Origin of the sequence: Streptococcus infantis, from assembly GCF_047465185.1 — a bacterium.
Classification (GTDB): Bacteria; Bacillota; Bacilli; order Lactobacillales; family Streptococcaceae; genus Streptococcus; species Streptococcus infantis_O.
The window spans coordinates 219027-242615 of sequence record NZ_JASHAJ010000003.1 but is presented as its reverse complement, the minus strand read 5'-3'; the positions used below and the strand labels follow the sequence as shown (position 1 = coordinate 242615).

At 36.7% G+C, this 23589-nt stretch carries 27 protein-coding genes and 1 pseudogene; 14 read left to right on the top strand and 14 right to left on the bottom strand.

The annotated features are described in order from the left end of the window. Positions 1–146: 146 nt before the first annotated feature. The 11 genes and pseudogenes from QM382_RS06995 (at position 147) to QM382_RS06945 (ending at position 9254) form a co-directional block, all read left to right on the top strand. The gene (locus QM382_RS06995) at positions 147–488 is read left to right on the top strand and encodes a helix-turn-helix domain-containing protein (protein ID WP_000393503.1); all 342 of its coding nucleotides are present in this window, start codon (positions 147–149) and stop codon (positions 486–488) included. A gap of 21 nt (positions 489–509) precedes the next feature. After that, entirely contained in the window at positions 510–662 is a 153-nt protein-coding gene (locus tag QM382_RS06990; protein ID WP_004248846.1) for a helix-turn-helix domain-containing protein, read from the top strand. A 33-nt stretch (positions 663–695) separates the two neighbouring features. Then, positions 696–1325, top strand: coding sequence for a DUF6037 family protein (locus tag QM382_RS06985; protein WP_000181942.1), 630 nt, complete (start codon positions 696–698; stop codon positions 1323–1325). A gap of 153 nt (positions 1326–1478) precedes the next feature. Next, positions 1479–2339: an ImmA/IrrE family metallo-endopeptidase gene (locus QM382_RS06980; protein WP_000344060.1), complete on the top strand. Its 861-nt coding sequence runs from the start codon at positions 1479–1481 to the stop codon at positions 2337–2339. A gap of 8 nt (positions 2340–2347) precedes the next feature. After that, positions 2348–3034 (top strand): helix-turn-helix transcriptional regulator, encoded by a 687-nt coding sequence (locus QM382_RS06975; protein WP_000284678.1) that lies wholly within the window; start codon positions 2348–2350, stop codon positions 3032–3034. A 56-nt stretch (positions 3035–3090) separates the two neighbouring features. Then, complete coding sequence (locus tag QM382_RS06970) at positions 3091–3453, top strand: hypothetical protein (RefSeq protein ID WP_000514152.1); 363 nt, start codon at positions 3091–3093, stop codon at positions 3451–3453. Positions 3454–3912: 459 nt separating this feature from the next. Continuing rightward, positions 3913–3990, top strand: a pseudogene (locus QM382_RS06965) (salivaricin M family lantibiotic); the annotation flags it as partial. A 269-nt stretch (positions 3991–4259) separates the two neighbouring features. Then, positions 4260–4994 carry an ABC transporter ATP-binding protein gene (locus QM382_RS06960; RefSeq protein WP_050543105.1) on the top strand — a complete coding sequence of 245 codons (735 nt, stop codon included), beginning with the start codon at positions 4260–4262 and terminating at the stop codon, positions 4992–4994. A gap of 12 nt (positions 4995–5006) precedes the next feature. Further along, a complete protein-coding gene (locus QM382_RS06955) occupies positions 5007–7022 on the top strand; it encodes an FtsX-like permease family protein (RefSeq protein ID WP_000283299.1) in 2016 nt (671 codons plus the stop codon). Between the two features lie 926 nt (positions 7023–7948). After that, on the top strand, positions 7949–8677 hold the full coding sequence (locus QM382_RS06950) for an ATP-binding protein (RefSeq protein ID WP_414272864.1): 729 nt from the start codon (positions 7949–7951) through the stop codon (positions 8675–8677). Further along, entirely contained in the window at positions 8658–9254 is a 597-nt protein-coding gene (locus QM382_RS06945) for a response regulator transcription factor (RefSeq protein WP_000698198.1), read from the top strand. The genes QM382_RS06950 and QM382_RS06945 overlap by 20 nt, the downstream gene beginning before the upstream one ends. A 134-nt stretch (positions 9255–9388) precedes the next feature. On the opposite strand, the gene QM382_RS06940 is transcribed toward QM382_RS06945, so the two are convergent. Beyond that, entirely contained in the window at positions 9389–9751 is a 363-nt protein-coding gene (locus tag QM382_RS06940) for a hypothetical protein (protein ID WP_001227153.1), read from the bottom strand. 297 nt (positions 9752–10048) lie between these two features. Next, the gene (locus tag QM382_RS06935) at positions 10049–10411 is read right to left on the bottom strand and encodes a MerR family transcriptional regulator (protein ID WP_000332322.1); all 363 of its coding nucleotides are present in this window, start codon (positions 10409–10411) and stop codon (positions 10049–10051) included. Between the two features lie 283 nt (positions 10412–10694). Between QM382_RS06935 and QM382_RS06930 the strand changes: the two genes are divergently transcribed. After that, on the top strand, positions 10695–11450 hold the full coding sequence (locus QM382_RS06930; RefSeq protein WP_049489283.1) for an SDR family NAD(P)-dependent oxidoreductase: 756 nt from the start codon (positions 10695–10697) through the stop codon (positions 11448–11450). 192 nt (positions 11451–11642) lie between these two features. Here QM382_RS06930 and QM382_RS06925 read toward each other — a convergent pair whose 3' ends face one another. The 4 genes from QM382_RS06925 to rpmF all read right to left on the bottom strand — a co-directional run bounded on the left by QM382_RS06925 (position 11643) and on the right by rpmF (position 13166). Further along, entirely contained in the window at positions 11643–12254 is a 612-nt protein-coding gene (locus tag QM382_RS06925; RefSeq protein ID WP_000240414.1) for a Fic/DOC family protein, read from the bottom strand. Further along, positions 12247–12435, bottom strand: coding sequence for a hypothetical protein (locus tag QM382_RS06920; protein WP_000171299.1), 189 nt, complete (start codon positions 12433–12435; stop codon positions 12247–12249). Before QM382_RS06920 ends, QM382_RS06925 begins: the two co-directional genes overlap by 8 nt. A 383-nt stretch (positions 12436–12818) precedes the next feature. Then, positions 12819–12968, bottom strand: a complete 150-nt coding sequence (gene rpmG / locus QM382_RS06915) for a 50S ribosomal protein L33 (protein ID WP_001265622.1) — start codon at positions 12966–12968, stop codon at positions 12819–12821. Positions 12969–12983: 15 nt separating this feature from the next. Continuing rightward, a complete protein-coding gene (rpmF, locus tag QM382_RS06910) occupies positions 12984–13166 on the bottom strand; it encodes a 50S ribosomal protein L32 (RefSeq protein ID WP_000290417.1) in 183 nt (60 codons plus the stop codon). 216 nt (positions 13167–13382) lie between these two features. Between rpmF and ilvD the strand changes: the two genes are divergently transcribed. Beyond that, positions 13383–15086 (top strand): dihydroxy-acid dehydratase, encoded by a 1704-nt coding sequence (gene ilvD / locus QM382_RS06905; RefSeq protein ID WP_414272863.1) that lies wholly within the window; start codon positions 13383–13385, stop codon positions 15084–15086. Between the two features lie 60 nt (positions 15087–15146). Here ilvD and QM382_RS06900 read toward each other — a convergent pair whose 3' ends face one another. The 3 genes from QM382_RS06900 to tgt all read right to left on the bottom strand — a co-directional run bounded on the left by QM382_RS06900 (position 15147) and on the right by tgt (position 18701). Beyond that, positions 15147–15488 (bottom strand): metal-sulfur cluster assembly factor, encoded by a 342-nt coding sequence (locus QM382_RS06900; protein ID WP_223333996.1) that lies wholly within the window; start codon positions 15486–15488, stop codon positions 15147–15149. Positions 15489–15606: 118 nt separating this feature from the next. Further along, positions 15607–17424 carry an acyltransferase family protein gene (locus QM382_RS06895; RefSeq protein WP_414272862.1) on the bottom strand — a complete coding sequence of 606 codons (1818 nt, stop codon included), beginning with the start codon at positions 17422–17424 and terminating at the stop codon, positions 15607–15609. 134 nt (positions 17425–17558) lie between these two features. Further along, on the bottom strand, positions 17559–18701 hold the full coding sequence (gene tgt, locus QM382_RS06890; RefSeq protein ID WP_414272861.1) for a tRNA guanosine(34) transglycosylase Tgt: 1143 nt from the start codon (positions 18699–18701) through the stop codon (positions 17559–17561). A 116-nt stretch (positions 18702–18817) separates the two neighbouring features. Here tgt and QM382_RS06885 point away from each other — a divergent pair, with 116 nt between their 5' ends. Beyond that, a complete protein-coding gene (locus QM382_RS06885; RefSeq protein WP_414268749.1) occupies positions 18818–19675 on the top strand; it encodes a DUF975 family protein in 858 nt (285 codons plus the stop codon). Positions 19676–19722: 47 nt separating this feature from the next. Here QM382_RS06885 and QM382_RS06880 read toward each other — a convergent pair whose 3' ends face one another. The 5 genes from QM382_RS06880 to QM382_RS06860 all read right to left on the bottom strand — a co-directional run bounded on the left by QM382_RS06880 (position 19723) and on the right by QM382_RS06860 (position 23589). Further along, positions 19723–20085, bottom strand: a complete 363-nt coding sequence (locus tag QM382_RS06880) for a DUF1304 domain-containing protein (RefSeq protein WP_303405607.1) — start codon at positions 20083–20085, stop codon at positions 19723–19725. A gap of 10 nt (positions 20086–20095) precedes the next feature. Further along, positions 20096–20521 carry a MarR family winged helix-turn-helix transcriptional regulator gene (locus QM382_RS06875; protein WP_303405605.1) on the bottom strand — a complete coding sequence of 142 codons (426 nt, stop codon included), beginning with the start codon at positions 20519–20521 and terminating at the stop codon, positions 20096–20098. Positions 20522–20680: 159 nt separating this feature from the next. Then, positions 20681–21544: a DUF2262 domain-containing protein gene (locus tag QM382_RS06870; RefSeq protein ID WP_303405603.1), complete on the bottom strand. Its 864-nt coding sequence runs from the start codon at positions 21542–21544 to the stop codon at positions 20681–20683. Positions 21545–21693: 149 nt separating this feature from the next. Next, positions 21694–22797, bottom strand: a complete 1104-nt coding sequence (locus QM382_RS06865; RefSeq protein ID WP_414272859.1) for a LysM peptidoglycan-binding domain-containing protein — start codon at positions 22795–22797, stop codon at positions 21694–21696. 177 nt (positions 22798–22974) lie between these two features. Further along, entirely contained in the window at positions 22975–23589 is a 615-nt protein-coding gene (locus QM382_RS06860; RefSeq protein ID WP_414272858.1) for an HAD family hydrolase, read from the bottom strand.

The window sequence follows — 23589 nt, the reverse complement described above, 5'->3', positions numbered from 1 at the left end:
GTCAATGATCGTGATTTAGCCTTGAAGATAAGGTTATTATTTTCAATCGCTATACAACTATCAGTTGTTGTTTATATTATACAACCACTAGTTGTAAATGTCAACGATTTTCTGCAAAATTTTAAAATAATTTTTTGAGGTCACATATGGAATTCGCAGAACGCTTGAAAACACTAAGGAAACAAGTAAAACTAACACAAGCTCAAATAGCTGAAAAACTAAATATCTCCCAACAGGCATATGCTTCATGGGAGCGAGGAGTAAAAAAACCAACACAAGACAATCTTGTTAAGATAGCACAAATTTTAAATGTGTCAGTTGACTATTTAGTAGGAAACTCAGAAGAAAAATCAGATGAACTAGATAATATTGAATTGCTTTTCCGTATGAATTCAAAAGGCTTAACCGATGAAGAAAAAGAAATCTTTAAAAAAGAATTGATTGAATTTATGGAAAAACGGAAGAAAGCGTTTAGTAAGGGAAATTAATTTTCTACGGAAATAAAAGAGTTGAGACTTGAACGTGGATTAACCAAAGTACAAGTAACTAAAGAATTGGGTGGAAGTACAGGAACTATTATTCAATGGGAGAAAGATATGATATCTAATTCTTTGGGAAATGCAGTGAGTATAACAGATTTTTTTGAGATTCAAAAGAGTTAGTATTAAAAATATAAATTTAAAAGGAGTATAGTTATGACTAATATTAGATTTAATAATTTACCCAAATTGCTTAATAGTATGAGAACAAAGGGTTGGGTGATTGATAGCTTTCTATTTAATTATAACAATCACCGATACATTGTAATCTTAAAAACATATAGTGAAGCAGAACGAAAACCTAGTAAGTTTGCACAGGTTAAGTTAGAATTTATAAAAGCAGATGAGATTGAAAGCTCAATTTATGCGTATGCTGATTTTTATGATGTTCATTTTCACACAGCAAAAGAATTTTGTGATTTTTTTAATATCGATAACCAAGGGATAGGGAGAGATATTTTTAATGATTTTTCGAATATTTTTGCAAGATTTATTCCAGAAGAAAAAGTAGTCGAAAAGGATGAGCAACTACGTCAAATTCAAGGGGGAAGATGCGAAGGTAACGATCCAAATGCAATTTACTGCTATGATGTCCAACGAAATGGAAGAAGAAATGGTCGAAACAATACCAGGAGCATTGAAAATAGTAATAAGGCTGAGACATTGAGACCAACACTCTACAACAAATATAAAGATGATACAAATCTAAGTTTTTATTTCTCTGCGAATCCGGAAGATCATCGAACTGATGAAGAAATTTTTCAATTAGTAGCGGGTAGAATTTAACACATCTTTAAGTCAGATTCAAGTGTAACAAATTATTTTTAGATAGCAGTTGGTTTCTAAGACTGTAGTGGACATCTGTCCACTTTTTTTATATAATAAACTCAACCAAATTAGTTTAGTTTTGTAATTTATACTTAAAGGAGGTATCATTCTTTGGATGAATTGTATACAAGAATAAGTAAGTCTACAAAACATGTGTTATACCAGTACATGAAAGATAATGATATTTCATTACTTAACTATAATTTCAATTACTTCTTTCAACATTGTATTCAAAAATCTCAGATTCAAGTGATTAGTCACCACTTCTCAAATCATAAAATTGAAGGATTGACTGTTATTGATGAATTAGGTATTAGTTTTTCTTATGAAAAGGATAATCCGATTGTAAAGCAGAATTTTACTCTGTGTCACGAACTGGGGCATTTCATACTTAAGCATGAAGGCACTTATTTTGCTGAATCTATTGATAATCAAGAGAGCCTACTAGAGCGAGAAGCAAATATTTTCTCTGCTGTAGTATTAATGCCTGACATTGTTTTGTTGTCAAAGATTTATTATAGTTGCGACACCTTTCAACATATTCAAAATAGCCTGGATGTTTCAAAACAAGCACTGTTTTTTCGCCTCTTAGATCTTTTACGAGAATATTATCCTGGGAAAGAAGGATTCATTAAGCAAGCTATTGAGGAATATATAGAAGGACAAAATGCTACACTCCTTCTTCTATTTCACAGTGTCAAAGAACAAATTATTAAAGAGTTTAATAACTATCAAGCTTCTCTTATTACAAGGATAGAGCAATCTATGAACAAAAGAGCCTTTGTTACTAGCCAAGAGTATCCAGAACTTCTAGATCAAGAGAATTGGAAAACAATAAAGACTTACTGTGACAATTTAAAAGTATGGCTTATTTATGATAGAGGAAAATCAATAGCTTATGTTTGGGATAAAAATAAGCTAACAGACAAAGAAGCAAAACAAAAAGCTGAATTGAAATTATTGTTAATGTGAGGTAAATGATGTACCAACCAGAAAAACTAAAAGCTCGTAGAAAAGAGCTAAAAATGACTCAAAAAGATATTGCAGATCAATTAGGTATTACCTACCAGGCCTATTCTGCATGGGAGCGTGGAATAAAACAACCATCTAGAGTAAAAATAAAGCTTTTGGAGCAGATTCTAAATGTTCCAAAAGGTTATTTTACAGAGGTCGAAATCATCCGACTATATAATACTTTATCGGATGAAGGTAAGAATAATGCACTTAGTTATGTCAGAGGACTAGTTCAAAAAGAAAAATGTAAGAACATTGTTTCAATGTCAGAAAAACTATACGAATACCATGTTTACGAACAAATGTCTGCTGGTATCGGTTCATCGGTGTACAACGATCAAAACTATGATACTGTCTATTTTGATGAAGAACTAGCCCATGACTTTGCCTCATGGATTTCTGGTGACTCAATGGAGCCCAAATATCAAAATGGCTCTGTGGCTCTCATTCGTGAAACAGGGTTTGATTATGATGGTGCAGTATATGCAGTAGTCTGTAATAATCAGACATACATTAAAAGAGTTTACCAGGAAGAACAGGGTTTACGGTTAGTTTCTATCAATCCAAAATATCGAGATATTTTTCTTTCGTATGATGAAGATCCTAGAATTGTAGGGATTATTGTAGGGAATTTCTTACCTGTTGAACAGTGATATTGTTAATGTAAAATAATAATAGTGTATTATTTTTTTGTTTATGGAGATTGAAAATGGGAAAAGAAAATAATGAAATAAAAAAGGCATATGATGAATTACTGAAAACTAAAAATAAATGTGGGAAATATAGTAAAACATTGTTTCACATCCATACCCCAGCATCCCATGATTACAGGTTATTTAAAGTTTGGAACGATTTATCAGAGAAAGAATGGAATAAACTATCTGTAGAAGATTATCTTTTAGAAGTAAAAAATAATAAGCTTTTTCCAGAAGAATATTTTAAAACAAAAGATGGTGATAGTATTATTTATAATAACTATCAAAAAAATGGTTTTGAAAATGAAAAAGAGCAAATATCAAGATTGTTCAGCTACTTTTTAATTGGGAACTATAAAAATTTTTCTCGAAAATAAGAACCTTGCACGATTTACTCATTACTTAGCCAATACTAGAGTTTATACTAGTTACTGTAATGATGATCATCTAAAAGAAGGAAGGAGGCAACCTTATGTCTAAAAATACAAGTCGTCCAGAGATTGATTCTCTAAGTTTCGAGGTTGAAAACCAAGAACTTTCCGGGAAATCAGGAGCTAGTGGTGCATAGCTTTTAAAATGACACTAGCAGGTCGCTGTGGATTGTGTTTCACCTGTTCCTATGAGTATACGAGAAATAATGTTTGTTGTTAGATAAAACAAAAGGAAAATTCTTGAGTTTTATTACAAAACATTGACAACACTTTGATTTGGTGTTATATTTACGAGGAGAAATACAAATGAAACAAGACCATTTTGAGATTGATTCTTTGGATTATGAAATTAATAGCCAAGAGTTAAATATTAAATATACTGCTGGGTGACGTACGACTGTTAGATTAACAGTACAAGGTCGCTGTGGTTGGTGGTTTACATATTCTTATGAATGTACTTCGCCAAACGTGCGCTGTGGATAAAACTACCTCTATTTTTTGATAGGAGGATAAAATGGAAGGAATTATTGGAACACTAGAATTCTATGCACCTGTACTGGTCTTAGGAGTTATTGTCATAGGGATTGTTTACTTTATGAAAAAAAGAAACGATCGCAAATAATCAACATCGACCGATACCTGAAAAAGGTATCGGTTTTTTATAACTTGAATATACTGCACAAAATACTCATGGAAAACCTTGAAAGAAACCGTATAATGAGAGAGTAATAAAGAAACGGAGGAATGAAATGATGAAACAGCTTATTGTGACAGGATTAACGAAAACATTTGGTCAAGGGGATAATATCGTTCATGCTTTATTAGATGTGAACTTGTCCGTTGAAAAAGGTGAATTTCTGGCAATTATGGGTGCCAGTGGTAGTGGAAAAACAACACTCCTCAACTGTATTTCAACGATTGATAAACCAACATCAGGTGAGATTCGATTTGAAGATTTTGACATCATCCATGCCAAGGAAAATGAACTAGCTGACTATCGTGCTAAAAACATTTCCTATATTTTCCAAGCCTACAACTTGGTGGAAACCTTGACGGTCTATGAAAATATCATTCTACCTCTTCAAATTCAGGGGAAAAATATCAAAAAACATCAGGATAAGATTGAGGAAATTTTGGATAAGTTGGCCATTCAAAACTTAAAAGATAAGTTTCCTAATCAGTTATCAGGTGGCCAGCGACAACGTGTGGCAACTGCTAGAGCCTTGATTGATGATTCTAAACTGATTATCGCAGATGAGCCGACAGGAGCCTTGGACTCTGCCAATTCTGAAAAACTGATGGCACTTTTGCAGGAAATCAATAAAAGTTTTGGTATTACCATTTTACTGGTTACGCATGACCCTGCCGCAGCCAAGTACTCTTCACGGATGGTGCTACTTAGCGATGGAAAGATTATGGATGATTTGGAACGTAACAGCTTATCTAATGAACAGTATTTGCAAGAGATTTACAGCCGTACCAGATAGGAGGAAGAGAGTATGTATCCAAAATTAATTTTACGAAATGTATTTCGAAATTTACAGACTTACACCATCTACTTTTTCAGTCTAACCTTGATTTATAGCTTGCTCTATGCTTTTAATGCTTTACCAAGCCATCCAGTGATGCAAAGTTTATCAGGGGCAAAGGAAATGTTGACGACGGTGATGAGTCAGTACATGGGCTTGCTTTCCTATCTGATTCTATCGGCGATTGCCTTTCTCGTCGTTTATTCCACAAACTTTGTCCTGGGACGTCGTAAGAAAGAGCTGGGACTTTATGCAACGCTGGGAATGAAGAAGAAGCAGATTATCCGTACCCTGTTCTTTGAAACCATGCTGGTCAATATCTTTTCCTTGATTCTAGGTTTCTTGCTTGGCTTGATTTTACTGGTCATTCTATCTAAGGTTGCATCTGAGTTTTTTATGGCCAATTACTTTGGTAGTCTGCTTTTTTTTGATAGCAAGTCTGTCATCTTACTAGTTTATTCCTATTTGGTAACCAGTTTTATTGTTGGTGTCATGGACATTCTTACCTTTAGAAAGCAAAATATCATTGCACTCATTCAAGAAAATGGGGTCAAGAAATCTGTCTTGGCAAAAGGCAAGCCAGTTCTTCAAGCACTTCTCTTTATTCTTTCGACAGCTGTTATCGGTTTTGGTGCTCTCTATTTTTCAGACTATCACCATCTATCATTCTTGAAAAGCTGGGGTATCTTGCTGGTATCTGTCTTCGTGATTTTTGTGATTTTATTTTACAATACCTTGAGCCATTTTATCTTGGTTTCCCTTAGAAAACTGCCTCAAACCTACTATAACAAACTAAACAGTTTTAAAATTCGTCAATTTTCAAAACAAGCTGATAGTAATTCGGTAACGTTGGCTGTCTTATCCTTGACCTTGACACTGGCTCTCAGCTTACTAGTTTTTAGTGGTAGTGCCTATACGACTATGAACCGAGAGCTGAACAAATACTCACCTTATGATGTAACTGTCAATCTTTATCGTGGTCAAGAGTTCCAGTTTTCTCAGGAATCTGTCAAAGACAGATTGAAAGCAGATGGATTTGACTTTAACCTCATCAAAGAGGAGTACAGCTATCCTATCTATTCTAGTGATTTAACCTATAAAGATTTGATTGATACTAGCAATCTCTGGGCGCATGATAAGGAACTTCCTGAATCAAAAGTACCGATTTTAGGAATTTCTGCCTACAATCATCTCCGCAAACTGCAAGGGGAAAAAGCGGTTGACTTGGCAGATAACCAATTTCTGGTCAATGCAAACTATAAAGGAACTGCCAAGCAGATCCAGGACTTTCTATCAACGACCAAAACCCTCATGATTAACGGTCATTCTCTCAACCTTGCCTCTTCGAATCCACTTGAAACAGTTTACTTTTTATCGTCAGTGGGTACAAATGATACAGGAACCTTAATTGTACCAGATAAGGTAGTAGTTGGATTGACGGAAGACCACACGACCTATGTTGCCAATTTCAAAGAAAATATCGACAAACGGAAAGTAGAAACATTCTTAAGTCAGTGGATAGAAAAATACTACTTCACTCGTGATGGAGCAGAGTTGAATCCGTTCACCTATCAAACCAAAGGAAGAATTTTTGAGATTTATCTTGGATTTATGGGCGTCATTGTCTTTGTCATGATTTTTGTCAGTGTTATTTTTATCATTATTTCCCTCAGTATCTTGTCCCTTCAAACTTCTACAAGTGCTTTGGATAGTGTCAATGATTATCAAATCTTATATCTTCTTGGGAATAAGAGGAAGCAAAATCGCTCTATTCTTTTGCAACAGATTCTAAGTTATTTCTTGGTTCCGCTGGTCATCGCAGGTCCGCTAGCATTTGCCTTGAGTACCGCTCTTTTGGGCTATTTTGAGAATTTCGCTAATACCAGCATTTCTATTGATATCACCTATCTGGGAGTAGCGGTTTTACTCTTTGTCCTTTACTTGCTAGTGACTTACAGAGTAAGTTGGCAAATTATTGAAAATTAAGTCAAATACCAGAGTTGCCTATCCTGCAATTCTGGTATTGTGTTATAATAATATTAAAGTAGTTCAGGAAGTAGATACATATGAAACAGTTTGTCAAATTGTTCTCGAAAAACTCACTTTTATTGTGGTGGTTGACGATTTTGAATCATCTAGCTTTAATGATTTATATTTATCATAGGATCCCTCTGGACTTTTCGACAGATTTTTCCTTGCAGATGGTTTTATTGCTGATTATTGCTTTAATTGTATTTAGCTATATTTGTAATATTGTGACCTTTCGGTATAGTGAGTTGAAACTTTGGTTGCTCCTGATGATGTTTCTCATTAGCTGGCAATCCATATTTAATCAAGGAGTTGCGAGCACCCTGTTGCACTTTTTTGATATTCTTCATCCGCTCAACTCTTTTTTATTGGTGTATAGTTCTCTGTCTATTATCTTTCTGGGAGAGAAAATAGGAGAAGAACTGTTGAGTGTGTCCTTTGTGTTGACACTAATCACCATTAGTTCATATCTGTTAAGTCCTTCAATTTTTCTATTTCTGTCCTTGTTTGCGTCTTTCTTTTTAAACCTTGTTCCCTTGATTTTACTGATTTTATATCATAAAGAGTTGAAAAGTAAACTCAAGTATCAGAGACGAAATTTGTGGATATTAGCTTTGATATTGCCTCTTTCTTATTTCTTTTTGTATATCAATACGAGGGGCTCAGGAGTGATGAACCTAGTCTGGTATCTAGAAATTCTTGGTATCTTAGCTTTTTTACACTTCAAAACAATTATCAGCTCTCTTCAAAAAAAGGTATCAGAGTTAAAATTGTCCTATATAAAAGCTTTTTCACGCTTGTTTTTACTGGTTATGTTTTTGTTAGTAGGCATTTTCATCATCTTTCGTCTAGATTTAAACACGAGCTTTTTGGTCTTGAATATCATGTTACTATTGTTCGGGATTTGTTCGGAAGAATTGATTCGCCTCTTTCGTTCTGCTGAAATGCTAGATTCTGGGGATTATGTAAAAGTTCTCTTTTTAAAGCGTAACCGTATGGTGAAAAATCTGCTGGCAAATGAAGATACAGAACAACAGTTCTCCGAATTTCTTCACAATGAAATCCTGCAAAATGTTATGGCAATAAAAAATTTCAATAAATATAGTAGCAATCAAGCTTTTGGTGAACAGATCAATCTGGTAACAGAGGAGTTGGTTCAGCGGATTCGTGAGCGGATGGATTATTATCAGCCAATGGTAGAAACAGACGAGCAGTTAGACATCCAGTATCAAGGGCTGATTAATCGGATTGTCAAACGCTATCACGCAGAAAATGAAGTAGTCACACAGTTTCCTGCCCACTTTAGGCTTTTATCTCCTTACGATAAAATTGCCTATCGTCTGGTTGAGGAGTTGGCGACCAATGCCGTTAAGTACGCTAGTGGTGGAAGGATTTCGTTGAAGATTGATGTGCATGATGACGCTATTTTTATCATTTCTGAAAATGACTTCCTTCAAACAGAAAAATCCTTAGGTTATGGCTTGAAAAATATGTCTAATAAAATTAGTGTTTTAGGTGGTCAAATGCAGATTTTTGAAAATAATAAGAAATTTCGTGTAGAAATTACTCTCCCGATTGATAAGGAGTTGTGTTATGAAAATTTTGTTAATTGATGATCATAAATTATTTAGCCAAAGTATCAAGATGATTTTAGAGTTATCGGAAAACATTAAAAAGGTCCAGTTAGTGGATAATTTTTCGACTATTTCGGAGATTGCTTTTAATGACTACGACATTATTTTGATTGACATCAACCTGACGAGTCTGTATCAAGATGATGGGCTGACCTTGGCACAAGAGATTATCGACAATGGTTGTTCTAGTAAGGTTGTGATTTTGACAGGTTACAGTAAAAAAATGTATGAACACCGAGCTAAAGTTATGGGGGCTTATGGCTTTCTGGACAAAAGTATGGACCCAGATGAGTTGGTGAAAAAACTGGAAAAGATTTATCTAGGTGGTAAGGTCTTTTCAGATGAAGTGATGGTAGAGGTGCTAACACCACGAGAAATCGAGATACTAGAACTGGTTAGAAATGGCTTGACCATTGATGATGTCTGTGACAAGGTCTATGTTAGTAAACGTACAGTTTCCAATCATTTGGCCAATATCTTTTCAAAATTGGGAGTGACTAACAGGCAGGAGGCGATTCATATCGCTGAGCAGTTGGGTTATTTTCCACCAGATTAGAAAGCTGCAGAAGATGTAGCTTTTTTAATTAAAAAATTTTCAATTACAGTATAGCACAGGAAGTGATTTTTTGCGCTTTTTTCTGCTTTTTTTCAAATAAAAACACCTATTCGGCAAAATAGGTGTGAATGATGTTATTTATATCCATATTGTTTTAGTGCGTTATTATATGCTTCGCTATCTTTAAGATAGTAGTCGTACTTAACTCCACTAATATCAACAGAAAAGACCCCATCTTTAAATGAATATTCTTCTGTTCGACTTGCAATATTTTGTCCAGTTAATTCGATCGTATTCTTTTTTTTGTTAATGGTAAAGCTGTCGGCTTCTCCATGCTCAATGGAAGCATTTTCTCCTTTAATAGTAAACGCCAACTCGTTTCTTTCACTTGAGATCCAATAATACTCACCATCTAAAGATTGGTAGTTGTTTTTTGAGCAAGCAATTAACGTAATTATTGATAATGACAACAATAATATGCTAACAATTTTTCTCATGTTTCTCGCCTCCTTTTATAATATTACTATACCAAAATAATGTTACAAAACTGTATTAATGTCTGTTATAATGGAAATTTCAAATAATGTCCATTATAACAGACATTAGTAAATTATAGAAAAAGATCTATATTTGGCTATAGTTTTACTAAATCTCTACGACTATAGATTAAAAATGTATACACTTCTATTTTACAAGTTCAACTTAAGAAAATCCCAATTACAACCATTTAACAAGTAATATAAAAAGAGTTCAATTGTCAATCCCTTTTTTAGATAAAGAAAATAATAATGGTGCTAATTAGGATTAATACCTAAATAAGTTTTAATTTTCTTTTCAAGAAAATCAATATGTTGGTTAATTTCAGTTTGTTGCTTATGAAGTTCATCAAGTTGAAAAAATAGTAGTCTAAGTCGTTGAGGAATTGTGGAGTCTCCTTTATATCTTAGGTCAGCGTATTCTTGCATATTTTTAATAGACATTCCCGTCTTTTTTAATCTAATAATGAATTGAGCCCACGCTATATCAGAGTCATCATAGTATCTACGATTATTTTCTTCTCTGTGTGAGTAAATCAATTTTTCTTGCTCATAGTATCGAAGTGTGGGAATAGGAAGTCCAGTTTTTTTAGCAAATTCTCCAATAGAATAGTAAGCCATAATATTTCCCCCCTTTATTTTTTATTATTTTAGCATAATTTTTAAAAAATTAAAAAATTTTCAGTTTTCTCTTGACATAAAGTGCGCTTTACTATGTAAAATACATAGTATCAAAGGAATTTGATATAAAGCTAGGAGAGGAGGTAATACCATATAGACGAAAAATTGGTTTGAAGGAATAGAGAGCTCCAAAGGGGCTTAGTGATAAGGCTGTCAAGAACCTTGATGGGAGCAGCGACTCTTATAAAAAATGCAAATAGCAATCTGTAAAGGAGAAAATAGTATGGAACAAACGAAGAATTATACTTGTATTACTGGAGCCAGTGCTGGTATAGGAGCGGAGACAGCAAGACAATTTGCAAAATTAGGAACGAATCTTATTTTAATTGCTCGGCGTCAAGAACGACTAGAAAAATTGAAGCAAGAGATTTTGAACCATTATCCGGATTTAGATGTTGTTATTAAAGTTGTTGATTTATCGAAGTCCAGTAATGTTTTTGCTCTTTATGAAAGCTTGAAAAAATATCACATTACTACGCTAATAAATAATGCTGGTTTTGGAAATTATGATAAGGTTGAATCTCAAGATTTAGAAAAGATAATAACATTAATCCATCTAAACATTGAAGCTTTAACAATTCTATCAACTCTATATGTGAGAGATTATAAAGATTGTAAAGGCGCTCAATTGATTAACTTATCATCTAGAGGCGGATACATGATGGTTCCAAATGCAGTTACATACTGTGCAAGTAAATTTTATGTCAGTGCTTTTACAGAAGGCTTGGCATTGGAACTAGAGGCAAATCAACATCAATTAAAAGCTAAGGTTTTAGCTCCAGCTGCCACAAAAACGGAATTCGGTCAAGTTGCTACAGATTCTAAAGAATATGATTATGATGAGCATTTTGCTAAATATCACACAAGTGAAGAGATGGCACAATTTTTGATGGAATTATATCAAAGTGACAAAGTTGTTGGTTTAGTTGATGTTACAAATTTTGAATTTCATCTTAGCGGACCACTACTTAATTATTAATTATTTTAATAAATAGATATAATATGTATTGAATAATAATAGTTGTAGCCATTTTATGACAAGAAAAAAGCTTCTGAAATGTTAGATTTCAGAAGCTTTTTGTCTATCTATTATGATTTAAACCTTGGTAAGTTATAATTTTCTGTGATATTTAGGATATTTAAAAATATAGAAGTATTTTTGTAGACTAATTTACAATTTTTCCAGTATTTTACCAAGTAGTTCTTCTAACTTTCTTAAATCTCCATAGACTGTTCCGTCCATATAAAGATTGTAAACCTCGTCATCTTGCTCAACACGTATTTGTGCAGAATATCCTTTTGACAGTGCTAAGGAACGAATAACTTCTCGTTGAGTTCGTCCATTACCTTCTCGGAAGGGATGGAAATAATTAAGATTATCAAGAATTTTTGCTAATTGTTTAATAATCCCATCTTTTGAATTAGCAGTTTGATAATAGGTATGAATAAGGCGGTTTATATATACTTGGGCAGTACTGAAAGATTGTATTGACATAAAAGGATTCCCATTTTTTGAGATATTCACCTTGCGAAATTGCCCCGCCCAAGCATAGACATCTTGAAATAAATATTTATGAATGGCTAAAATATCACTAATGGAATATACTTCAATGGTTTTCAAGCGCAAGTCTGCAAGCCTTTTAGTAACGAATAAATGCTCATTCCGATAGGCTTCTTCAATATTTGTAATATTTTGTTTGTTGATTAAGACTGTAGAATTTGGATAGGTATATTGGTGATTGGGGTCAATGTACTCATAGCCTTCGTATTGATTTTTAACCAATATTCAATTCCTTTCGTTTGTTGATAACATAAGTTTTTAAATCAATCACATCTTGAACAGTAGGTTCATAATTTTCAATCATTGATGACCCAATAGCATACCAGACAGTATCAAAATCTGAAAAGTTATCAAAGGGAATTCCTAAAATTGTTAATTCTTCTTTATTCACATCAAGAGTCATGGCACACCTCCTTATATAGAGTTATCCTTATTATACCATAAAATCGGTATTTTCACCTAAAGGATAGAGAGCAAAAGATATATGTAAGCGTATAGATTAATACTTACAGAACTAAAAATATTCCCCTGTTTTTAACCCAACTGAAAACCCATACTTTCCAAACCAAATGTTACTATTTGTAAGTAAAAGAACAAATAACAAAAAGAGGAGCTTCACACTAAAGTTCCTCTTCTTTTAAATATCCGAATCATTATTTTTATTTCAAAAAAGGTAGTGAAAAAGGTAGTGATTCGATTGATTTATATTGCAATGTAGTGAAATTTGAAATTTCAAAAATTGCTTAAAATCAAGGTTTTTAACGTCTATTGACGTGTAGTGAACCCCTATTTCACTTCTGTAAACACAACGTGTTTGCGAAGTTTTGGTGAGTATTTCTTCAATTGAAGACGGTCTGGAGTGTTACGTTTGTTTTTAGAAGTAAGGTACAAGCGTTCACCAGATTCTTTGTGTTCAAGTGTAATATTTACGCGCATGGTATCTCCCTTCTATTATTCAGCTGATGCAGCTTTAGCGATCTTACGTCCTTTGTAGTATCCTTTAAGTGATACGCGGTGAGAACGTGAGTAATCTCCAGTAGTTTCGTCAAAGTTTACAGATGGAGCTGTTACTTTGTAGTGTGTACGACGTTTGTTTTTCTTCGCTTTTGAAGTGCGACGTGCAGGTACTGCCATTTTGATTTCTCCTTTTAAGATATAATTCAGTTAGGTTTGATTTTCATCAACTTTAATAGTATATCAAAACTTTTTTGTAAAGTAAAGTTACTTGACAAAAAAAGATTAATTTTTTTATAGTTCATTATTGAATTGTCTGAAAATTCAAGAATTTTCTTCTGTTATTCATGCGAAAAATGTGCTATAATGGAACAAACTGAAACGGGAGGGACTTGAATGACAGAATTAGATAAACGTCACCGCAGCAGTATCTATGATAGTATGGTTAAATCACCAAACCGTGCTATGATGCGAGCAACCGGGATGACAGATAAAGACTTTGAAACACCGATTGTAGGGGTCATTTCAACCTGGGCAGAAAATACACCATGTAATATCCACTTGCATGACTTTGGGAAATTGGCTAAAGAAGGTGTCAAATCTGCTGGTGCTTGGCCGGTTCAATTTGGAACCATTACGGTAGCAGATGGGATTGCCATGGGAACGCCTGGTATGCGCTTCTCCCTAACGTCACGTGATATCATCGCGGATTCTATCGAAGCTGCTATGGGTGGTCACAACGTAGATGCCTTCGTCGCTATCGGTGGTTGTGACAAGAACATGCCTGGTTCTATGATTGCCATTGCCAATATGGATATCCCAGCTATTTTCGCCTACGGTGGTACTATCGCCCCTGGAAAACTAGATGGCAAAGACATCGACTTGGTTTCTGTATTTGAAGGAATCGGAAAATGGAACCACGGTGATATGACGGCTGAAGACGTGAAACGTCTCGAATGTAATGCCTGCCCTGGCCCTGGTGGTTGCGGTGGTATGTATACAGCTAACACCATGGCTACTGCTATCGAAGTTCTCGGTATGAGCTTGCCAGGTTCTTCTTCTCACCCTGCAGAATCTGCCGATAAGAAGGAAGACATCGAAGCAGCTGGACGTGCTGTCGTTAAAATGCTTGAACTTGGGATCAAACCATCTGATATCTTAACTCGCGAAGCCTTTGAAGATGCCATTACAGTTACTATGGCTCTAGGGGGTTCTACAAATGCCACTCTTCACTTGCTAGCCATTGCCCACGCGGCTAATGTTGACTTGTCGCTCGAGGACTTCAATACCATCCAAGAACGTGTCCCTCACTTAGCCGATTTGAAACCTTCTGGTCAGTATGTCTTCCAAGACCTCTACGAAGTTGGTGGTGTGCCTGCAGTTATGAAGTACTTGTTGGCAAATGGATTCCTTCACGGAGACCGTATCACATGTACTGGTAAAACTGTCGCTGAAAACTTAGCTGACTTTGCAGATTTGACACCAGGGCAAAAAGTCATTATGCCACTTGAAAATCCTAAACGTGCGGACGGTCCGCTTATCATCTTGAACGGGAATCTTGCTCCTGACGGTGCAGTTGCCAAGGTATCCGGTGTTAAAGTTCGTCGCCACGTTGGTCCAGCTAAGGTATTTGACTCTGAAGAAGATGCTATCCAAGCTGTCTTGTCAGATGAAATCGTTGATGGCGATGTTGTCGTTGTTCGTTTCGTCGGACCTAAGGGTGGTCCTGGTATGCCTGAGATGCTATCACTTTCTTCTATGATCGTCGGTAAAGGCCAAGGAGACAAGGTGGCCCTCTTGACTGACGGACGCTTCTCTGGTGGAACTTATGGACTGGTTGTTGGACATATCGCTCCTGAAGCTCAGGATGGTGGACCAATTGCCTACCTTCGTACAGGAGATATCGTCACTGTCGACCAAGATACTAAAGAAATTTCTATGGCCGTATCCGAAGAAGAACTTGAAAAACGTAAGGCAGAAACAACCTTGCCACCACTCTATAGCCGTGGTGTCCTTGGTAAGTACGCCCACACCGTATCTTCTGCATCACGTGGTGCCGTTACAGACTTCTGGAATATGGGACAATCGGGTAAAAAATAAGCAAATTAAAAGCAAGTCACTGTAGACTTGCTTTTTTTGTGTTTTTCAAAATAGGAACAACTATCGTGGAGGTAGTCCTAAAGCTATACGTCCATAACGGCTAATACGTGTGATCTTCCAGGCAGGAGACCAGGTCACCTCAACCTTGACATCCTCAATCCCATCAATTTGTTTTAAACCTGCCACAATCTCAATCGGCAGACTTTCTGCACAGTCACAAGCAGTATCGGTGAAGGTCATGACAATCGTACAAAGTCCAGCCTCATCTAAATGAATCTCATAAATCAATCCAAGATTGTATACATCTAGTTCTACATCTGTATCATATACTTTTTCGAGTACTTCAATGATTTGGTCTTCCAAGGCTAGAGCGCGGTCATTAATCTTGATGTCTTCTCTCATTGCATTCCCTCCATTTTTTTGACTGCTCCTATTTTCTCATAATTCTGACAATTTGGCAAGTTTTTCCCAATCCTGTTTAAAACAAAAAAGTAGAGATAGAATCTCTACTTTTTAGTGTTTATTTTGATTTGACAGGTTTATCTGCAAGAGCTTTGACGGCAGCATTAATAGTTTCTGCGTAAAGTTTAGCTCCTTCATCCTGCTTGGTAGTATCACTACCGAAGTGAACCTGGTCTGTTCCCTTCCAAATATCTGGATGATCTTTGGCTACCTGGTTCCAATCTGCAAGTGCAATATATGGATATTTTTGTGCCAGTTCACGTGCATAGCTTGCGTACTGTTCTACGTAAGGTTGCGTTTCCTGCGTTGTATCACCCTCGTATGGAGTTACAAGGACAAGCTGATGTCCCTTAGGTAGATTTGTTATCAGTAGATCCAAATCAGCCTTATAATCTTCAGGATTATTAACACCAGTCGCGATGACTACAATTTTAGGCAAGGCTTTATTCTGACTGTAATTCAGCATCAATGCATTTGCCTGTTTGGTGTTTCGACTGACCTGACCATCAATCTGAGCATCTGGTAAGATTTCTTTCAGCCCTTCGGAAGCACGCAAGGTGACAGAATCTCCAATGATGGACACGCCATCAGCTATGTTGTAGCGACTGGCTTCTGCTTGTTCTGCCATCGTTTTTGTTCGAGTAATATTAGTTTGGGCTTGATTGAGACCAGTAACCATCAAATCCGTTTCAAATGCGCCTACTTGAGGAGCAATCAGTATCACGACTAAGGTGATCAAACTAAGAACTCCCACACTACCAGCAAAGATTGGTTTGATGTGCGGAATTTCTTCTGCCATTCGCAAGAGTTTACTGGACTTCCCTGCAATGAAAGGTTCGATCATATAGAAAGAAAGGGTAGCAAAGAGATAAGAGAAGATAATTGTTAGAATCACTGCCGGTATATTCCCCATCAATTGAGAGAAAATAATATAAAACGGCCAGTGGAAAAGATAAACAGCATAGCTGGTATCTGCTAAAAAACTGATAACCTTTGGTTCTTCGATTGTCGGAGTTTTCTCGTGCAACAGTCGTGCTGCAACAATCATCAGAAGCGCAGCCAAGCTTGCCAACAAGAAACCAAACAAATAGGCAAAGAGATAAGTGAATTTTACAAAGAAGGTCAATAAGAGCAAGACTCCTAGACCCGCCCCAAAGACTAGTAAGGTTTGTCTCAAATCCAAGCTTCTATTCAAACGTTTGAGAAGAGGCGTTACATGGCGAACACCTACCAAGGTCGCAAGTACACTTCCTAAGAAGAATGGAAAGACATGAGTCAAAGTTGAGAAGTAGAGTGTTGAGTAGGAGCTAACGATAAAGCTACCAATAAACATAGAAAGGAAGCTAATCATAAAAGTTGCTGAGGAAAGTAGGAAAATCATTCCTCGTAGTTGTCCACTTGTCTTTGCACGTTTGGACAAGAACCAGACTGCTAGGCCCCACAAGATATAATAATGAACTTCAACTGCTAAGCTCCAGTTGTGAACAAAGAGGTGAGGGATAAATTGAGATTCATAACTCCCTCCTGTCAGCATTTCATAGAAGTTAGTCATAAATCCTAGAACACCGGCAATCTGACCACCAATTCCTGCCACATAATCTTGGCGAACCAAGAAGGTGAATGGCATGATGACAAGAATCATTAAAACAACCGGTGGAAAAATCCGATAGAAGCGTCGTCTAAAAAATCCTAGGACATCAATCTTACCTTTTTGTCCAAATTCTTCTAATAATAGTGAAGTAATTAAAAAACCTGAAAATGTGAAGAAGACGTCAACCCCAAAGAAACCTCCTGGGAAAAGCGTCTGAAAGAAATGGTACAAGAGTACCAAAAGCAAACCTGTAATCCTAATTAAGGAAAACCATTTAATACGCATACGAGTTTATTCTCCATTCATTAGATTAGCAAAAAAGCCATCTAATTTTCAATCCATAATACCTTTATTTTATCAAAAAAAACAGAAAAATCCTAAGATAAAACTTAGGATTTTTAGCTAACATTAAGTTAAATTTAGAAATTACGTCCAGACTTGTTATAGCCATATTTTTCAACAAAATGCTCACGGAATTCCAAGAGATTGTCATCCATGATAGCCTGGCGAACCTGCTTCATGAGGTTGAGCAAGAAGTAGAGATTATGGTAACTTGTCAAGCGGATACCAAAGGTTTCATCAGCCTTGAGCAAGTGACGAAGATAGGCACGGGTGTAGTTCTTACATGTGTAGCAATCACACTCAGGATCAAGTGGTGTGAAGTCCTCCGCAAACTGGGCATTCTTGACAACCAAACGACCTTGACTGGTCATACAAGTCCCGTTACGAGCGATACGAGTCGGCAAGACACAGTCAAACATATCTACCCCACGAATCACCCCATCAATCAAGCTATCTGGCGCTCCCACTCCCATCAAGTAACGAGGTTTGTTCTCAGGAAGCAGTTGAGTAGTAAAGTCCAAAACTGCATTCATCTCCTCATGGGTTTCTCCAACTGCTAGTCCTCCGATAGAGTAGCCTGGGAAATCCATGCTTATAAGATCATAAGCTGATTGACGACGAAGATCTTCAAATCCTGCCCCCTGTACAATCCCAAATAAACCTTGATCATGCGGACGACGGTGAGCCTTTAAACCACGCTCTGCCCAACGGCTAGTACGTTCAATCGATTTTTTCACATAATCATAAGGTTGATAAAATTGAGGACATTCATCAAAAGACATCATGATGTCTGAGCCCAGATTGTTCTGAATAGAAATGGCCTTTTCAGGTGAAAGAAACATCTTAGAACCGTTGAGGTGGTTCTTGAAGGTTACCCCTTCTTCTGTAATATTACGGCTATCCGCTAGGGAATACACTTGAAATCCACCGCTATCTGTCAAGATTGGTTGGTCCCAATTCATGAACTTGTGAAGACCTCCAGCACGGGCAATGAGTTCGTCCCCAGGGCGAAGCCACAAGTGATAAGTGTTAGAAAGGATAATTCCTGAACCCATCTCTTTCAATTCTTCTGGCGACTGAGTCTTGACCGTTGCCTGAGTCCCTACTGGCATAAACATAGGCGTTGGGAAGGTACCATGGGGTGTGATAATCTCACCCAAACGAGCTCCTGTGTGTTTTTCTTTTTTAATCAAGCGGTATTTGATTGGCGAATCTGACATTTTTTACCTCCGAAGCTGGGAAAGACAGTCCTAGTTCTTACTTTGTGCCCAAGGGCATACTGTATGATTCTATCAAAAAAAACAGGAACTGTCACGAACTATGGTATAATGAAAGAATGAAGTACCCAAAAATTAATTTAAAAGAAGTTCGCCAGCAGGCTAGACAATTTCAAGCTGAACACCCACGTCTGCTGCTTGTCTTTTTATTGCCAAGTATTCTCTTGATTCTATCGAGCTTTATCAGACCTTTATCCCTACTTGATGAAGGCATTCTTGAACAGTCCTTCTTGAGTTTTCTAGGGATTACAATCCAGTCTGCTCTCTTTCCGATAGCCGTTGGATTTACAAGTTCCATCATCCTAGCTGGTGCTCTCTTTACCACGATTAATCTTTACAGAATTTCTGAGATAGAGCTTTCCTTTAAAGATAGTCTGTCCTTGCTTGACAACCGCTTCTTTACCCAAACTTTTCTAACGCTCTTACTCAAGCGTTTCTACCTCTTTTTATGGAGCATTCCTAATCTTTTTGGAGTCTACTTGCTCTTTTATAGCAGTGCCATGGCTCGTAAATTTGTGGAACTTCATCCCGAATTTCCATCTGTCGACGTGACAAATCCAGATATCGAACACTTCCTACTTACTTTCGCTCTCTATTTCTTTGGTAGCGTCCTAGTAATGATTTTAGGAACCATTATCTATCTGCCACAGTATTATGCCTATTCCCAAGTTGAACTACTTTTATGTGACACCCTTGCAATCGGAATTGCCAAACCGAGCCGCGTGCTTCATACCAGCCGCTTTCTCATGAAAGGCTATAAGTTCCAACGCTTTGTCCTTGATTTACAGCTACTTCCTTGGTACATCCTTATCTGGATTAGCTTTGGAATCGCAAGTATCTCTATCTTCCCTTATATCTATAGTAGCCAAATCTTCTTCTATCAAAGACTGCTTGAAATCAAGCGGAGAAAAGTTTAACAGTAGTTATTAAAAACCAGCACCTTCATAGAAAGTGCTGGTTGTTTTTATTTTAATAAGAGGATACTCAAAAGAGTTATGATCGCTGGACCACCTTGCTTTAGAATGATTTTTTTATCTGCTGTTAAGGCACCATAGGTCGCTGCTCCTATGACAAACAATACAAAGATTGTTACGATTTCTAAGCTATGTGAGAAATAAATTCCATAGATAAGAAATACCCCAATCAAGGCATTATAAATTCCTTGGTTTTTAAACAATGAGGTGACAGATGGTCGTGCTAATTCTTCCTTGTTCATGTTAAAGACACGGCTGGTTGCGTCTGATTGGGTTGCGATACTTTCCAAATAAAAAATATAAAAATGCTCGAGGGCAACGATAGTTGCTAAGATAGTAGTAATGATTGACATCGTTTTCTCCTTAAAATTCTATTTTTTCTAAACCTGAGACTAGTTTTGTTAGTAAAGTTATCAGCTCTCTCTGCTCAGTTGTCGATAAAATGCTCTCCATCTGTTCCTTCACATTCAAGTGATATTTAGGTGGATTAACTAATAGTTGATTCTTGGCTTCTTGGGTTAATTCAACTAAAACCTCTCGTTGATTAAGCGGATTACGCTTACGAGTCACATAACCTTCTGACTCCAGTATCTTAAAATGACGAGTCAAAGCTGCCTGGTCAATCTGTAACTTCTCTTGAACGGCAGTTTGGTTACATGGTGACTTTTGCAATAAAAACTGCAGAATTTGATAGCGTGTCAAACTTATTCCCAATTGTTTCTCAAAAAGTTGAGTAATCGTCTGATCTACCAAATGGAGCTGGTACAGTAATTCATTGATTTCTGACATTTCTATTCCTTTGTTAATATTTGATTTGTCAACTATTGACTTATCAATTATAATACAAGCAGGTTAAAAAACGCAACTATTTTGCTCACTCCGAAAACATAGCCTCTTGGTTTCAATCCCAAAAGGCTATGTTTCTTATATTCTAGATAAAATCCAGCACTAACCTACCAAATCTGCTCGAAGGATTTCTCCCTCTTTATCAATGACGACTTCAATGGCATGGCCTGCAAAAATTTCCTCGCTATCATCATAGTAGAGGGTCAATTCCCCATCTTCGTTGATCGATAGTTCACTCAAGGAAAGTGAGTTGGTGAAATACTCTTCTGTTAACTCCACATCATTTTCATCCGAATCTATCCAGTCTTGAGCTGCTTCCCACAGTTCTTTGACAATATAGTCTTTAATCCGAGCATCTTGGACTTGGAAGGTTTCCATAAATTTCTTTAGATCATCGAAAGAACTTGGAGGAAGACTTTCATCTGCATCCGCAACAAAGATAGCATGAATCTTACCGCCCTCATAAGTGATGAAGCCTTCAAACCAAGAATAGGCTCTATTTAAGGTGAATTCACCAATATCGTCTTGAATGATGACTGGTTTTTGATAGGTTTCAATCAAGGTCTCTAATCTAGCATCCGTGGATTGGTCATCTAAATATTCCAGCAAACGATAGCAGTTGTTAGCTACTTCTGACATATATGGCTCTAGTTCCATGAAGGGGCGTTTTTGACATTTGATCCGATGAATTTTGTAGGGTTCAAAACTAAATCCCCATCGCTTTTCTTCAAATTCTTCTGGAGTCAGGAGCCATTCCAAACGTCCTTCACGTTCAGAGAATTCCTGGGTTGCGACATTGACACTAGCTTTAAAATTTACTGACGGTACCTTGCATCCATCTTTTAAGGAGATTGCTCCACTTACATTTTGGAAGGTAAAAATCAAGAGCTCAACAATTTCTCCGCAAAATTCCTCTTCAAAATCATCTCTTGTTTTCTCAAATGGAGTTTTTAATCGGTTTGTCATCTTTATCATCCTTTCTCTCTATGCTTAAAATCGTTGGTATAGTTTTGTATTCGCTTACATTTTATCATGTTTGATATTTTTTTCACTTGTAAATACTATTTTTACAAAAAAAGAAGCTACACTTTTAAATGTATAGCTTCTTATTATTTTTAATTCATAGATACGTGAACGTGGTCATAGTGGTTTTCTGTGATACTACCACGGTCTGGCATTGGATTCCAAGTGTAAGCCGGTCCATATTTACTTGGGTATGGTGCGTAGAAACGTTGTTTCCAGATGATGTAGCTAATGCCACGGCTAGCTATATTTTGGATAGCATAATCTGCAATTTGATCACCTAGGGCTGAACTTACTGGAACCATAAAGTCAATAGCAAGACCTTTTCCGTGATCCCCACTATCTCCTGGGCGGTAACCACTAAATGATGTGATACCAAACAAGTTAGCTACTTCTTCTTTAAAGGCAGCCGTTTGTGGTTGAAGACCTGCATTTTCTGATTTTGAAGCTGCAATACTTGCATAATCAGGAGCCGCTGGCGCTGTATAAGTTGCTGATGCACCTTGACTTGGTTCAGCTTGATAAGTTGCTGGAGCTGACTGAGCTTCTGTTACTTCTTCAGTAGTAGCTTCTGTTGTAGTTGTCTCCTCAACTGTAGTCGTTGGTTCTTCAACAGTTGTAGTTGGTTCAGCGACCGTAGTTGTTGGTTCAGCGATCGTAGTTGTTTCCTCAACAGTAGTTGCTGTTTCTTCAGCTGGTGCTGCAGGTTCTGTTACAGCTTCCTCATTAGCTTGTGAATCTGTTGTTTCTGCTACAACTTCTGTTTCTTCAACTGGTTGCGTCAAATCTTCAACTTGTACAGTTTGGTCATCAACAGTGACTTGGTTATTTGTCAAATCTGCTGTCGCAGTTGTTCCTTCACCACCGTCTTCTTGAGGTGTGTATACTTCAACTTCTGTTACTTCTTCATCTTCGTTAACAGTTGTAGTAAGAACTGTCTCAGGGAAAATCAAATCAATATTGCTGATTTTGTTCAAGTTGGCAAGGACATTTAAGTCTACTCCCAAAGCTTCCGCAATTGTGCTTAAAGTATCCCCATACTTGATTGTGTAACTTGTTTTGTTTTCACTTTTAGAAATATCGTTTTGAATTTGCTCAACGGTACGTGGTGACCATACAATTTCTTCTGCTTGAGTCGCCAAGGTAGGGGCAAGTGATAGAGCTACTGTTGATGCTAAAATAATTCGTTTCTTCATACTATTCAAACTCCTTTTCAAATGTAGTACCTTTCTATCATAACATAAAGAAAAAAGAAAAAAAGCCCTTTGGGGGCTATTTAATAAAACTGTCTAGTCTCTGTAACAAACCACATTAATTGAAATAGTATGTATGAATTTTGTCACAAAGCTGACATATTCTCTTTCATAAAACTTTCATAAAGAGAGAGAAGGAATATCCGCTAAACAAGAAATCTGATGATTGCAATCCACCGGAGTTCCAAGGAAATTGATACTCTGGATGCCACTGTTTTGAGCAAATTCGATATCCAAAGTACGGTCCCCTATATAAAAGGTGCGGTCTGGTTTTAAATGGTATTTACTGATAAGGTAGGTCGCTGCTTCTGGATTTGGTTTCCGAGCAAAACCGCTCTGGCTTGTCAAAATTTCTGTGAAATAAACATCCAAGCCCAAATCTCGTAAAATAGTCAAGGCATTATCACCTTTGTGGGTGTAGACAAATTGCTGAATTCCTTGCTGATTTGCCCAGGCTAAAACCTCGCGCGCCCCCGGCATCAATATGACCTGGGCATTCTTTTCAGCCAAGCTCTGAGCACGGACTTGATTGAGCCTATCAACATCTAAGCCTCTTTCTTCTGCCACTTGCACTAGTAAATCCTGGACAGAGTATTTCAAGATAAAAGCTCGAACTTTTTCCTTGTCAAAAGGAATGGAAAACTGTGCATAGGTCTCCTCAATTCCTGACAAAATAGCTTCATAGGAGTCCAATAAGGTCCCGTCTAAATCCCAAATAAAAGCCGTTTCTTGCAT

Excerpts from the sequence above, each read along its gene's own strand:
- QM382_RS06865 (WP_414272859.1), bottom strand. The coding sequence starts at position 22,797 with ATGAAGAAACGAATTATTTTAGCATCAACAGTAGCTCTATCACTTGCC.
- QM382_RS06970 (WP_000514152.1), top strand. The coding sequence starts at position 3,091 with ATGGGAAAAGAAAATAATGAAATAAAAAAGGCATATGATGAATTACTG.
- QM382_RS06975 (WP_000284678.1), top strand. The coding sequence starts at position 2,348 with ATGTACCAACCAGAAAAACTAAAAGCTCGTAGAAAAGAGCTAAAAATG.
- QM382_RS06940 (WP_001227153.1), bottom strand. The coding sequence starts at position 9,751 with ATGAGAAAAATTGTTAGCATATTATTGTTGTCATTATCAATAATTACG.
- QM382_RS06955 (WP_000283299.1), top strand. The coding sequence starts at position 5,007 with ATGTATCCAAAATTAATTTTACGAAATGTATTTCGAAATTTACAGACT.
- QM382_RS06985 (WP_000181942.1), top strand. The coding sequence starts at position 696 with ATGACTAATATTAGATTTAATAATTTACCCAAATTGCTTAATAGTATG.
- QM382_RS06895 (WP_414272862.1), bottom strand. The coding sequence starts at position 17,424 with ATGCGTATTAAATGGTTTTCCTTAATTAGGATTACAGGTTTGCTTTTG.
- QM382_RS06920 (WP_000171299.1), bottom strand. The coding sequence starts at position 12,435 with ATGACTCTTGATGTGAATAAAGAAGAATTAACAATTTTAGGAATTCCC.
- QM382_RS06900 (WP_223333996.1), bottom strand. The coding sequence starts at position 15,488 with ATGAGAGAAGACATCAAGATTAATGACCGCGCTCTAGCCTTGGAAGAC.
- QM382_RS06860 (WP_414272858.1), bottom strand. The coding sequence starts at position 23,589 with ATGCAAGAAACGGCTTTTATTTGGGATTTAGACGGGACCTTATTGGAC.
- rpmG (WP_001265622.1), bottom strand. The coding sequence starts at position 12,968 with ATGCGCGTAAATATTACACTTGAACACAAAGAATCTGGTGAACGCTTG.
- ilvD (WP_414272863.1), top strand. The coding sequence starts at position 13,383 with ATGACAGAATTAGATAAACGTCACCGCAGCAGTATCTATGATAGTATG.
- QM382_RS06935 (WP_000332322.1), bottom strand. The coding sequence starts at position 10,411 with ATGGCTTACTATTCTATTGGAGAATTTGCTAAAAAAACTGGACTTCCT.
- QM382_RS06885 (WP_414268749.1), top strand. The coding sequence starts at position 18,818 with ATGAAGTACCCAAAAATTAATTTAAAAGAAGTTCGCCAGCAGGCTAGA.
- QM382_RS06995 (WP_000393503.1), top strand. The coding sequence starts at position 147 with ATGGAATTCGCAGAACGCTTGAAAACACTAAGGAAACAAGTAAAACTA.
- QM382_RS06870 (WP_303405603.1), bottom strand. The coding sequence starts at position 21,544 with ATGACAAACCGATTAAAAACTCCATTTGAGAAAACAAGAGATGATTTT.
- rpmF (WP_000290417.1), bottom strand. The coding sequence starts at position 13,166 with ATGGCAGTACCTGCACGTCGCACTTCAAAAGCGAAGAAAAACAAACGT.
- QM382_RS06875 (WP_303405605.1), bottom strand. The coding sequence starts at position 20,521 with ATGTCAGAAATCAATGAATTACTGTACCAGCTCCATTTGGTAGATCAG.
- tgt (WP_414272861.1), bottom strand. The coding sequence starts at position 18,701 with ATGTCAGATTCGCCAATCAAATACCGCTTGATTAAAAAAGAAAAACAC.
- QM382_RS06880 (WP_303405607.1), bottom strand. The coding sequence starts at position 20,085 with ATGTCAATCATTACTACTATCTTAGCAACTATCGTTGCCCTCGAGCAT.
- QM382_RS06930 (WP_049489283.1), top strand. The coding sequence starts at position 10,695 with ATGGAACAAACGAAGAATTATACTTGTATTACTGGAGCCAGTGCTGGT.
- QM382_RS06945 (WP_000698198.1), top strand. The coding sequence starts at position 8,658 with ATGAAAATTTTGTTAATTGATGATCATAAATTATTTAGCCAAAGTATC.
- QM382_RS06960 (WP_050543105.1), top strand. The coding sequence starts at position 4,260 with ATGAAACAGCTTATTGTGACAGGATTAACGAAAACATTTGGTCAAGGG.
- QM382_RS06950 (WP_414272864.1), top strand. The coding sequence starts at position 7,949 with ATGTTACTATTGTTCGGGATTTGTTCGGAAGAATTGATTCGCCTCTTT.